Origin of the sequence: Dissulfurimicrobium hydrothermale, assembly GCF_022026155.1 — a bacterium.
GTDB lineage: Bacteria > Desulfobacterota > Dissulfuribacteria > Dissulfuribacterales > Sh68 > Dissulfurimicrobium > Dissulfurimicrobium hydrothermale.
The window spans coordinates 1,066,146-1,078,846 of the sequence record NZ_CP085041.1 but is presented as its reverse complement, the minus strand read 5'-3'; the positions used below and the strand labels follow the sequence as shown (position 1 = coordinate 1,078,846).

Annotated in this window: 9 protein-coding genes; 7 read left to right on the top strand and 2 right to left on the bottom strand. The window is 48.5% G+C overall.

From position 1 onward, the window contains the following. Positions 1–217: 217 nt before the first annotated feature. Positions 218–3,067, bottom strand: a complete 2,850-nt coding sequence (locus LGS26_RS05230; RefSeq protein WP_237887608.1) for a 6-hydroxymethylpterin diphosphokinase MptE-like protein — start codon at positions 3,065–3,067, stop codon at positions 218–220. Positions 3,068–3,365: 298 nt separating this feature from the next. Between LGS26_RS05230 and LGS26_RS05225 the strand changes: the two genes are divergently transcribed. The 7 genes from LGS26_RS05225 to glmM all read left to right on the top strand — a co-directional run bounded on the left by LGS26_RS05225 (position 3,366) and on the right by glmM (position 11,314). Then, positions 3,366–3,851 (top strand): FKBP-type peptidyl-prolyl cis-trans isomerase, encoded by a 486-nt coding sequence (locus tag LGS26_RS05225; protein ID WP_237887607.1) that lies wholly within the window; start codon positions 3,366–3,368, stop codon positions 3,849–3,851. A 2-nt stretch (positions 3,852–3,853) separates the two neighbouring features. Continuing rightward, a complete protein-coding gene (gene tilS / locus LGS26_RS05220; RefSeq protein ID WP_237887605.1) occupies positions 3,854–5,356 on the top strand; it encodes a tRNA lysidine(34) synthetase TilS in 1,503 nt (500 codons plus the stop codon). Positions 5,357–5,510: 154 nt separating this feature from the next. After that, complete coding sequence (ftsH, locus tag LGS26_RS05215) at positions 5,511–7,346, top strand: ATP-dependent zinc metalloprotease FtsH (RefSeq protein ID WP_330873267.1); 1,836 nt, start codon at positions 5,511–5,513, stop codon at positions 7,344–7,346. Further along, a complete protein-coding gene (folP, locus tag LGS26_RS05210; protein ID WP_237887603.1) occupies positions 7,336–8,217 on the top strand; it encodes a dihydropteroate synthase in 882 nt (293 codons plus the stop codon). The genes ftsH and folP overlap by 11 nt, the downstream gene beginning before the upstream one ends. Before the next feature lie 13 nt (positions 8,218–8,230). Further along, entirely contained in the window at positions 8,231–9,028 is a 798-nt protein-coding gene (cdaA, locus tag LGS26_RS05205; protein WP_237887601.1) for a diadenylate cyclase CdaA, read from the top strand. Positions 9,029–9,115: 87 nt separating this feature from the next. Continuing rightward, positions 9,116–9,949: a CdaR family protein gene (locus LGS26_RS05200; RefSeq protein WP_237887599.1), complete on the top strand. Its 834-nt coding sequence runs from the start codon at positions 9,116–9,118 to the stop codon at positions 9,947–9,949. Continuing rightward, complete coding sequence (gene glmM / locus LGS26_RS05195) at positions 9,950–11,314, top strand: phosphoglucosamine mutase (RefSeq protein ID WP_237887597.1); 1,365 nt, start codon at positions 9,950–9,952, stop codon at positions 11,312–11,314. It abuts the gene before it with no gap. Positions 11,315–11,446: 132 nt separating this feature from the next. On the opposite strand, the gene ftsZ is transcribed toward glmM, so the two are convergent. Continuing rightward, positions 11,447–12,634, bottom strand: coding sequence for a cell division protein FtsZ (gene ftsZ, locus LGS26_RS05190; RefSeq protein ID WP_237887595.1), 1,188 nt, complete (start codon positions 12,632–12,634; stop codon positions 11,447–11,449). Between the last annotated feature and the right edge of the window lie 67 nt (positions 12,635–12,701).

Here is a 12,701-nt window from a genome sequence, read left to right as displayed (position 1 = left end):
GTAAACAGGCGATTCAAAAAAGAGTCTCGTAAAAAGTTATTATATATAACGGCTAAGTAAAAATCGTCAAATGCAAGGCGCGCAAACCCTGAGGAGCGAGGCGTACTTCCTGTCACCGCAGTGACGAAGGATGCAGCGCAATACAGCGGTCGACGACCCTTTGCGACGCCATCAAGAAGTGCTGAGAAAAATTATATTGGGGTCTCTAAATTAGCCTTTATGCCGGGGACAATGCTGGATCTTTTTTCATCTTTTGCACGGCAGCCTCATATGCAGCCTTTGCGGCCTCAAGCCTGCCCAGTGCCATGTAGCAATCCCCAAGCTTTTTAAAACCATCGGCGGAGTCCTTGAAGACCAGAAGATACTGCTCAAAGGCCGAAATCGCATCCTCATAGTTATTTAAAGACATAAGGAGGTCGCCAAGCTCTTTCCATAAGATGGCGGCATTACCGTCAAACACGACCGCCTTTTTTAAAAACCCTATACCCTCGTCAAATCTCCCGGCTTCAAGACAGACTCTGGCTGCAAAGGAGAGCCTGTCCGCCGACCCTTCACAATAAGAAATATCCCTTTCAAGCCTAACGGCTGCGTTTTTAAGATCGTTTTTAAGGTAACTAAGCCTTGCACATAAATAATAAAAACCAGCAAGGCCTTCATCTTCAAACAAAGACCACGCCTCGAGCAATGCCTCCGCCTTCTGAACCTCACCGTTATTAATAGACCTCTCAATACGTAAGGCATAATCAGGCCATGCGCGGCTAATCATCTCTCCTACAGCCCGTCTTTCTCCCTTCAGCGCACCCTTTATCCTGAAAAGCCACTTGGCGAGAAGGCCCGGGAAGACCTCACCCCACCTGAAATAACTCCCGTCCGAGACGCGGTCTTCTTTTTGCAACAATGAGATCCAAGGTTCAGCCGCATCCTTCTTCATCCTGCTTATCTCACCGGCGAGCCTTTGATCAATGGAAACAGCTCTATCCCAATATTCATTGGCACCATCCATATCAAGTAACCCAGCCAGGGCGAGACCCATAAAGGCATTTGCATAAGCACTTTCAGGATATGAAGAAATATATGTCTCAGCAAGCCCCTTAAGCAATATAAAGTCTCCAGAATCTTTATATAATTCCGCGAGTTCTGTAAACATCGTCTCAGAAGGCCTGACGCCGAAGGCCTTCTTAAGGCGCTCTTCGCCAGCCAACCGATGGATGAGACCGTTCAAGACGGCGCTATATTTAATAAATGCCTCTCTCCTAACCGATTCAACCCATTCTATCCTCTCGATCTCAGCTCTTAACCAGAGAAGGTAGCCTTCATCGTTTCTAAGGGCCGTGTTTTTAGCAATCCTGACGTCGTTATCTTTGAGCACCCCATAGGTCAACTCCGACACCTGATCGTGAAGGCCCTTACAGGCATCAATTTCTTTTGTGATGGCATCAAACCTTTTGACCTCGGCGGACAAATCGGACGGAAGGTCCTCAATGGACCCGGCGTCCACGCCAAACCGCCTGAGCTCATCGATACCCCTTAAAACTCGGGCGGCAATCCAGGAACCCCTGTCGATCTTCTTCAAGATCTCTTTTATAATTGAAACGGTCTTCTGGACCTGATCGACAAACCTCGCCGGCCTCCACATCTTCTCTCTCTGCACCGCCTCATCAAGCAACGCCCCGGCGTCAAAAGGCTCTGTCATATATAAATTGACCACCTCGGACAAGGGCATAGACGTTGTCCCCTTGATATCCGCACCCCTTGCGGTTGCATTTATAAACAATCCCTTGTGTCCCCTGATGATCTCTTCAAACTGCGTCTTCATGCTTAAAAAAGCCCTGTCTGTAGGTACCTTTGAACCGTCAACAGCATCTGTATAGAGGATCTCTCTGCCTTTAGGCAACCCTGTCCCCTGAAATACCGTGCCCCTTGCATGATCAGAACCGCCAGGCGATGTATAAGCAAGGTCCTGACCGACAAAGATCATTGGATCGGCGCCCATGTGTATAGCAAGGCCAAGCGAAAGATGCGCCACTGACAACATAGGAGGCATGAAATATCTCACGCCAAGGAGCCTTGTCAGCCATAGTTGAGGCAGGTCTTCCTCAAATGTGAGAAATCTATACTTGGCCTGAAACCGCTTTAGTATCATTGGGCAGGCCTTTGGTGGCACAGCAAGCGCAAAAGGCCACGGCCTACAGATATGGTCTGAAAGCTTTTCAAAATTTATCGCCTGCATATCAACCGAGGTCACAAAGTCTGGAACGATACCCGCACCTAAAAGGGTATTCAATGCAGCATCAGCAGTAATCAATACGCACCTGTCTCTGGCGCGCCTGATATCTTCAAGACACAAGTCAAGAGACGGACCAGCCGCGACCAGCAGGGCCGGTCTACCCTTAAACAGGTCTTTCAGAACGTCCGCATTGTGGAGATGGGGGAGCATGGTAATATTGGAGAGACGATTTTTGAAAAACAGCTCGCCGAAGTATATAGTGGTACTGCCCATGGTGTTGATCTTATTGAGTATGGTGTACACATCCGCATCTGTCTGCCCATACAGACCTTTCTTCCAACAAAAACTAGGGGTATGACGCAGGATGTGGGTATCCGAGACAGCCACGTCGCGGCTCAGCTCAATCTCCATGCTCTTAAGGTCTATCACACCCACCTTCATATCAACCTTTTTTGAAGAGATGAGGTCGGTGAGATCGCTTGCCATCAAAGCAGTCATAAATATGTCAATGGACGGCTCAATAATCACTATCTTGGCGAGATGGGGCCGCTCCCTTAAGACTATGAGCGGGCCATATCCAAGTCCCATGCCGATGAACACCGCAACACCGGTAGAGGCTGGCGGCACGGTCTGTAGATGCACCGCCGCATCTCTCATAGGGTCGTCTATGCCGTAGGCAAGGAGGGTACCTGATGGGAGATCATACTTTAAGGTCAAGACACCCGTCTTCCCTTGCACGAGCTCTCCTGGTGGCATATAATTATGTAATTTTACTAAGTTATAAAGCTTGGGAAAGACCTGTTCCAAGGCCTTGAGGTTTAATTCAAACGTTTTATTCATATCACCCCCTGATCCAATTCATCCTCCCTAGCCGAAGGAATAGGCCATCAAAGACTTTCACTTATCTTATTATTGATTTATAATTTTATTTAATTTTGATGACGTCGCAGAAAGTCGCCAAATGCTGCGCTACAGCCTTCGTCACTGCGGCGCACAGGAAGTACGCCTCATTCCTCAGGATCTGCGCGTCTTGCATTTGACGATTTTTACTTAGCCATAGTATATAACGACTTTTTACAAGATCATCAATTTTAATAATACAAAAAGCTTTTATTTGCTGAACAAGAGGATATCTATTATGAAAATCGAAGAGAACACCGTAGTACAAATAAATTATTCATTAAGCTTAAGGAATGGTGAGCTACCTGAACGTCTAAAGCGGCCGTTTACCGCCAAATTCATCTATGGTAGAGAGAGGATACCGGCGGCACTTGAATCTGCCCTCGCTGGCCATGAAGAAGGAGACGAATTTGAGGTTACGATACCACACGAACAGGCCTACGGACCATATAATCCAGATCTCGTAAGTGAGATAGACATCTCAAATATAAACCATCCGGAGAAATTGAGAGAGGGAGCATATTACGAAGAAACAGGGCATGACGGCAAACGGTTCGGCTTTACCGTAAAAGAAATCCGCAAGGACTCGGTGATTGCAGATTTCAACCATCCGGCGGCTGGAAAAGACATGATGATGAAGGTGACTGTAACCGAGGCACGTCCTGCGTCATACATGGAACTCATCGCCGCCATGGGTCCGTCCATGCCGAAAGGAAAGGGCTGAGCATGCTAAAGACGGCCCGTGAGGCTGTCAGATCCCCCATCCTGGACACGGTCAGGGAGACAATAACAAGACACAGGCTCTTTGAACCAGGGGCCAGGATACTTGTAGGGGTATCAGGTGGACCTGATTCTATATGTCTCCTTCACATATTATATCTCCTTAGTGGTACATGGGATATAAAGATCGAGGTTGCACACTTCGACCACAATTTGAGAGGCGAGGAATCAAAAAGGGATGCGCGTTTCGTGGAAGAAATGGCCGGACGTTTCATGCTCCCTTTCCACCTCGGGACGGGAGACGTGAAGGCATATGCGAGACAAAATGCCCTATGCATCCAAGACGCCGCACGGGCGTTGAGATACGGATTTTTTAAACACGTAAGAGAAAAAACAGGTTGCACCTACATAGCTACCGGACACACAGCCGACGATCAGGCCGAAGAGGTTCTTATGCGCCTCTTGAGAGGTTCTGGACTCGCCGGCCTGAGCGGTATTCCGCTGCAGAGACAAGATGGAATCATACGTCCGCTCCTTAAGGTCTCAAAAGAGGGTGTGCTCAGGCATCTTGCAGCCTTCGGCCTCGAGTTTATAAAAGATAGCTCCAACGATAACCCGAAATATCTACGAAACCGAATCCGAAAAGACCTTATACCGTTTCTCGCAATGAAATTCAATCCGGCCATAGTAAATACGTTAAACCGTATGACAAGTCTCCTCTCCGAGGAACACCAGCTCCTTGAAGACATGGCCGCCTCCGCATTCGGTAGGGCCTTGATGTCAAACGGCGGCTGTCATATGGTATTCGATGTCCTAAAATTACGCCTCGAGCCAGCACCAATCAGGCGAAGAGTTTATCAATCTGCGCTCAAAAGACTTGAAGGTCTAAACGGCGCCATAAGGAGTATCCACCTCCAAACCATAGACTCAATCGTCATGGGGATCGATCCAGGCGGGAATTGCCCATTGCCCGGAGGTTCAGCAGTGGCCCGACGTTACGACAGGCTTATCTTTACAAAAAAGTCCAGGCCTTGTAAGATGTCACCGCTACCCAATCCTCGACAAAAGTCGGTACTAGTCAACGGCCCAGGGCTTTGGAAGACCCCTTCCGGCAACGGCCTGATAGAGCTGACGATTACGGACTTAAAGGATGCACTCGACAGCCTCAGACGGCATGGATCTGGTAAGACGCCGGCGTTCTTTGTAGATGCCGATACCGTGGCCTTTCCCCTCGAGATCAGGGCAAGAAAACCTGGTGACCGCTTTGTTCCATTCGGCTCAAACCGCCTTGTAAAGCTCAAGGATTTCTTGATCGCAAGAAAAGTGCCTCGCGTATTGAGGGACGACTTGCCGCTTCTCATCTCTAGGTCAGACATAATTGCGGTCGCCGGCGTAGAAATCGCACATCCTTACAGGATCAACGCATCAAGTCGACGGACATTGCGCATAATCTGGCACAGGCATGACCGGTGCAATTTTAACCCCGAAGACTGTTTTACCACGGCATAAGGTCTTAAAACTTAACAGTTGCACAGGGACAACTATCCGGTTTATTTTGTATACGAAAGACCTTTGAAAGATAAAAAAACCGCTATTCATACTGACAACGATACCATAATTTATTATTATACTGAATTATATTGTCCAGATGTGGAGGACTGCATTGAATGCATTTTATAAAAACCTAAGTCTCTGGCTGGTCATAGGCCTTGTCATGATATTCCTGTTCAATCTCTTTAACAAACCGCAAGAGCCTGTCAAGGAGATCACATACAGTGATTTTATAAATTACGTTGAAAAAGGCCAGGTCTTAAAGGTATTAATTGAAAATGAAAGGGTAAAAGGCTTTTTCACGAATCAAGTTGCCTTCCGCACGGCTATACCGGCGAACGACCCTGATCTCCTGAAACTCCTTAAGGAAAAAGACGTGGAGATTCAAGTAAGACCTGTAGAGGAGACGCCATGGTATCTTACGCTTCTCATCTCATGGTTTCCGATGCTCCTCTTGATAGGCGTATGGATATTTTTTATGCGGCAGATGCAAAATGGTGGGGGCAGGGCTATGTCGTTCGGAAGGAGTAGGGCCAAACTACTTACAAATCAAAGCATAAAGACCACCTTTGCAGATGTCGCCGGCATAGAAGAGGCCAAAGAAGAGCTTGGAGAGATAGTCTCCTTCCTTAAAGATCCCCAAAAATTTACCCGATTGGGAGGCAGGATCCCCAAAGGCGTATTGCTCGTCGGACCTCCAGGCACAGGAAAGACCCTCCTTGCCAAGGCGATAGCAGGAGAGGCTGGGGTCCCCTTTTTCAGCATAAGCGGATCGGACTTCGTCGAGATGTTCGTGGGTGTAGGCGCATCAAGGGTAAGAGACCTCTTCATCCAGGCCAAAAAAAACGCTCCATGCATCATATTTATTGACGAAATCGACGCCGTAGGCAGGCACAGGGGTGCCGGTCTCGGCGGAGGCCATGACGAGAGGGAACAGACCCTCAACCAACTCCTGGTCGAGATGGATGGCTTTGAGACATCCGAGGCGGTGATAGTGATAGCCGCCACAAACAGACCAGACGTCCTTGACCCTGCACTTTTAAGGCCGGGCAGATTTGATCGCCAGGTTATGGTGCCTGTGCCTGACGTAAGGGGGCGCGAAGCTATTCTAAATGTACATGCAAAAAAAATACCGCTTGATCCCAAAATAGAACTCTCTGTAATAGCAAAGGCGACGCCCGGTTTTTCAGGCGCCGACCTTGAAAACCTCGTAAACGAAGCGGCCCTCTTGGCGGCAAGAAGTAACAAAGAAGTGGTGGAAATGGACGACTTCGAAAAGGCCAAAGACAAGGTGCTGATGGGGGCTGAACGTAAGAGCCTTATCTTGTCGGATGAAGAAAAAAGAATAACTGCCTATCACGAAGCAGGACATACCCTTGTAGCCAAACTCCTGCCCGGCAGCGATCCGATCCACAAGGTAACCATTATCCCAAGGGGCCGCGCGCTAGGGCTCACACAACAACTGCCCGAAGATGAACGCCATACCTACCCGAAGTCGTATCTCATGAACAATCTTTCGATACTGCTTGGGGGTAGGGTGGCCGAAGAGCTCGTCCTAAACGAATTCACCACAGGATCAGGCAATGACATAGAGAGGGCATCCGATCTTGCAAGAAAAATGGTCTGCGAATGGGGCATGAACGAAAAGCTCGGCCCAGTAGTATTCGGCAAGAAGGAAGAGCACATCTTTCTCGGCAGGGACTTCGGCCAGGTAAAAGACTACAGCGAAGACACCGCCAAAAAGATCGACGAAGAGGTTATGAAGATCGTTACATCTTCCTACAACAGGACAAAAGAACTAATCATGGAACATATCGAGTGTCTGCACGCCATAGCGCACGCCCTCCTTGAACAGGAATCCCTTGATGCGAAAGCCGTAAACACCCTAATGGAACAATGCCGGCAAAAAACGCCTCCTGCTAAAGACAGCAAGGACTATGGCGCATAAAAAGATGACCTTGAAAGACATGGTCATCAGAGGACATGTTTTTTGCTGGGACAACGGGCCGTATATAATGGGGATCATCAATGTGACCCCTGATTCCTTTTCCGATGGCGGGCACTTTCTGGAGCTTGATGACGCCATCATGCAGGCCGAGAGGCTTATCGAAGAAGGGGCAGACATCCTTGACATAGGCGGTGAGTCCACACGGCCGTTTTCTGAACCAGTCAGCGCGGAAGAAGAGATAAGGAGGGTGATCCCTGTAATAAAGGCGGTGAGACAGGCTACAGATCGCCCCATCTCCATAGATACCACCAAGGCCTTGGTGGCGAAGGCAGCACTGGAACACGGGGCAGATATCATCAACGACATAAGCGCGCTACGTTTCGAGCCAGTAATGGCAGAGATCGCCTCGTCCTTTAAGGCCAAGGTCATCCTTATGCACATGAAAGGCACCCCCAAGGACATGCAGGTCAAACCCTGTTATGACGATGTAATAGGCGAAGTGAGGTCTTTTTTGGAAAAACGCATATCATGGGCTGTACTTCACGGTATTCCGAAAGAAGATATCCTCATAGACCCAGGCATAGGATTCGGCAAAGATGTCGCCCATAATCTGACACTAATAAACCGCCTTCAGGAATTTGAGGAACTCTCAGCCCCGATCGTCGTTGGCCCCTCAAGAAAGGCCTTTTTGGGCGCAATAACAGGTATAAAAACCCCTTATGAGCGCGATATCCCGACATTGGGAGCGGTTGCAGTTGCAGCCGTCAGGGGGGCGCATATATTAAGAGTACACAATGTAAAAAACGCCAGACAAGTCCTGAGCGTTGTAAACGCCATATACCAAGAAAAACCGACGGACGGCTGTCAGTGAGTCGGCTAATCATATGGACTATTTTATAAATCAATACCTCATAACTATCCGTTGGCAGGATATCTTGGATATCCTTGTCGTGGCCTATATAATCTACCAGATCATATTGCTAATAAAGGGGACGCGGGCGGTTCAGATGGCCGCCGGCCTGGCGGTAATCATAGTCATATATTTCGCAGCCAAATCCCTTGACCTCATGACCCTGCACTGGCTGCTGGGAACGGTCCTGAGTTCCCTCTTCCTCTTGATAGTCATCGTGTTCCAGGATGACATACGTCGGGTCCTCATCCAGATGGGACAGAGTCCGTTCCTCAAAAACCAAGTGAAGAATTTTCAGGCTATCGAGGAACTCGCAAAGGCCACCGCTGCTTTGTCCGAGACCAAGACAGGCGCAATAATGGTGCTTGAAAGAGGAGTAGGACTAGGGGACTATATAAGCAGCGGGACGGCTTTGGATGCACGGGTTACAAGAGACCTGTTGTGCACTATATTTTATAAGGGCTCACCACTGCACGACGGGGCCGTAATAATACAAAACGGCAGGATAGCCGCAGGCGGATGTGTACTGCCGCTTACATCAAGTCCTGACATAAGCAGAAGGCTCGGCACCAGGCACAGGGCCGCCATCGGCATAACCGAACAGACCGATGCGGTGGCAATCGTCGTGTCTGAAGAAACAGGCGGTATATCAGTGGCCATAGCGGGCAAGATAACAAGAGACATAGACACCGGTACATTGAGACGAATCCTGCACAACACATTCGCTCCAGAAGATGTCGAGAAACCTTGGTGGAAAAGGAGAATCATCTGACAAATGCGCCTAGGGGGTATATTTTCCAACAACTGGGTCTTAAAGGCGCTGTCTCTCGGTTTCGCCATCTTCCTGTGGTTTTTTGTAGTGGGGGAAGAAAAGGCCGAAATCACCGTCTCTCTGCCCGTAGAGGTCATAAATCTGCCGAAAGACCTAATCATAGCCAACGATATACCAACCGCAATAAACGTCAGGATATTCGGACCACGCAGTCTCATAAGAGATGTAGCTATTCAAAGGCTACCAAAAATAATCGACCTCAAAAACACCTCGCCCGGCAAGATAACGATACATATAGACCCTGAGACACTGCCTATACCAACAGGCGTAAAAATCACGAGATTCCAGCCTTCGGAATTCAATATAATTCTTGAACCGATGATGCGTAAAGAGCTGATGGTCAAACCAGAAATCATCGGAACCCCGGCTAAGGGATATAAGATCGAGAAGATTGAAACCATACCAGATAGGGTCATTGCTTCCGGCCTACCGAGAGAGCTCAACAAGTTGAGGGAAATAAAAACACTACCTATTAACATAGATGGAGCAACAGAGATCATTAAAGTACGCTCAGGATTAAATATGAAAGACATTACTAATACTGAAACAAATATCAGTGAAGTTACAGTAACTGTCTATATAAAACCTATTGAAGGCATAAAAAAAATACAACGTGTTCCAGTAAAATTATATCCACCTATAGGCAAAATATCCTTTTGGCCTAAAGAGGTAAGCATAACACTCAAAGGGCCATTAACTGAATTAAACAACATAACTGCAAATGATATAACTGTAATGATAGAGACACAAGATTTAACAAAGGGCATACATGTAATCGAACCTAAATGTATAGTCCCTGAAGGAATATCGCTGCTGAATATCATTCCACAAAAAATAAAGGTCTATAAAGCAAAAAAATAAATGCGCAGACTTTTTGGAACAGACGGCATCAGAGGTATCGCAAATATATATCCAATGACCATCGATACGGCCATGAAAATCGGAAAGGCCGTGGCATATATCTTTAAAAATCAACAAGGCAGACGCCACAGGATACTGATAGGCAAGGACACCAGGCTGTCGTGCTATATGCTGGAAAACGCCTTGGCCGCTGGCATATGCTCCATGGGGGCGGATGTGCTGTTGGTAGGACCAATGCCGACGCCGGCCATAGCCTTCCTCACGTCCAACATGAGGGCCGATGCCGGAGTTGTCATATCGGCATCTCACAACCCATTTCAGGACAACGGCATTAAAATCTTCTCGGGGGATGGTTTCAAACTACCTGACGAACTCGAAGGCCACATAGAAGAACTCATGGAGTCATCGATACTTGTATACGAACAGCCAACCGGCGAACACGTAGGAAAGGCCTTCAGGATAGATGACGCCCAGGGCAGATATGTAGTATTTCTCAAACATACATTCCCAAAGACCCTTACCCTCGACGGGCTCAAAATAGTTGTTGACTGTGCAAACGGCGCTACGTATAAAGTTGCTCCGGCCGTATTTGAGGAGCTCGGTGCGGATGTAATTAAGCTTGGGGTAACACCCAATGGCACAAACATCAACGAAAATTGTGGGGCGTTATACCCTGAGTCTATGCGTGACGCCGTACTCAAACACAACGCGGACATGGGGATAGCCTTTGACGGCGATGGAGACAGGGTCATCGTCGCAGATGAAAAGGGCAAGGTGGTAGATGGAGACCATATCATGGCGATCTGCGCCAAACACCTTATCCAGGAAAATAGACTGAAGCACAATACCCTTGTTGCAACGGTCATGAGCAACATGGGACTAGAGGTAGCCGTTCAGGAAATGGGCGGACGGCTTGTCCGAACAAAGGTCGGGGACCGCTATGTAGTAGAGGCCATGAGGGCCGGCGGGTACAACTTCGGCGGCGAACAATCAGGCCACTTGATATTCATGGACTATATGACCACGGGAGACGGCATACTGGCTGCCCTTCAGCTCCTTGCCATCATGCAGATCACAGGTTTGCCCTTGTCCGAACTGGCGAAGGTCATGGAATCATTTCCGCAGGTCTTATACAATATAAAAATCAAAGAGAAGAGGTCGCCTGATGAGATTGCCGGACTGGACAAACTGCAAATGGAATTCCTGAGCAAAATGAAGGGCAGGGGCCGGATATTGATCAGACCCTCAGGCACCGAACCCCTGATCAGGATAATGGTTGAAGGGGAGGACAGAGACTACATACACGCCGCTGCTCAGGGCATTATAGAATACATCAAAATAAAATGCGGTTCGCCACAGCCGTAGCGACCACCCACGCCTACCCCCCACCTCTCTAGTCCATTTTTGGTTGCCAGCTCTTTATTTTATTAATTTAGCCCTACGATCTTAAGGTTCAACCTGCACCTAATCCGATTGATCGATGCATCCGGACAGCGATCAATCAGCCTTTTTGCGTATAAAAGTCGGGATCTCATATCTGTTCCAGTCTATCTCATCAAACCCTCTGTGAACAAGGCCTTGCTTTTCAGGCCTTTTCGTATTCCCGGCGCGCTGCCTATCGCGATAGGCGGTTTGCACCACCTGATCCTGCTCATCTCTGCCTGAATCCTGCCTTTTTCTGACGAGATCTGTTATGGGTGTGACGATTGTTTCCTCGCCGACGGAATCGGCACCGATACCTGTCGCAATCACTGTAACCCTGATCTCATCCCCGGCGTCATCGTCAAATACGGCACCCCATATAATATTGGCATCTTCATGGGCCTCATCATGAATCATCGTTGACGCCTGATCCACCTCTTCCATACTAAGGGTCTCGCTGCTAGCCGTTATGTTCATGAGTATCCCACGGGCGCCGCTGATCGAGATGTCTTCAAGGAGCGGGTTTGCTATGGCCATCTGGACCGCCTCCATAGCCCTCCTCTCCCCCCTAGCCACGCCCGTGCCCATCAACGCCATACCCATCTCGGCCATTACAGTGCGCACATCCGCAAAATCAACATTTATATAGCCCTGGACCACTATAAGATCTGAAATACCCCTCACCGCATAATAGAGGACATCATCAGCCTTGGCGAACAATTCCTTCAACAATGTATTTGGTTGCGCCAAACGCCTTAACCTATCGTTTGGAATGGTGATTATGGTATCAACAACGCCCCTTAGGCGCTCAAGCCCCTCCTCCGCCTGCTTCATGCGGCGTTTGCCTTCAAAGCTAAAGGGTTTTGTAACCACCCCGACCGTGAGTGCCCCGACCTCCTTGCTAACTTCTGCTATGACCGGAGCGGCCCCTGTACCGGTACCGCCGCCCATGCCGGCAGTGATAAAGACCATGTCACTTCCTTCAAGTGCAGCCCTTATCTCGTCTATACTCTCTTCAGCTGCGTCCCTGCCGATCTCAGGCTTAGCCCCGGCACCCAACCCTTTTGTCAAATTCTTGCCGAGCTGTATCTTTATCCCAGCCCTGGACATCTCAAGGGCCTGACTGTCGGTGTTGGCTGCTATAAACTCTACGCCTTTCAACTCAGATGCTATCATATTGTTAACGGCATTACCGCCTCCGCCGCCGACCCCCACTACCTTGATCTTAGCGGTATGTTCCATATCAACAAATTCAAAAGCCATTTTAGACCCCCTCTAATGTCCTTAAAAACTCCGACAAACTGCCTTATTTGGTTTGATCCAAATAAAT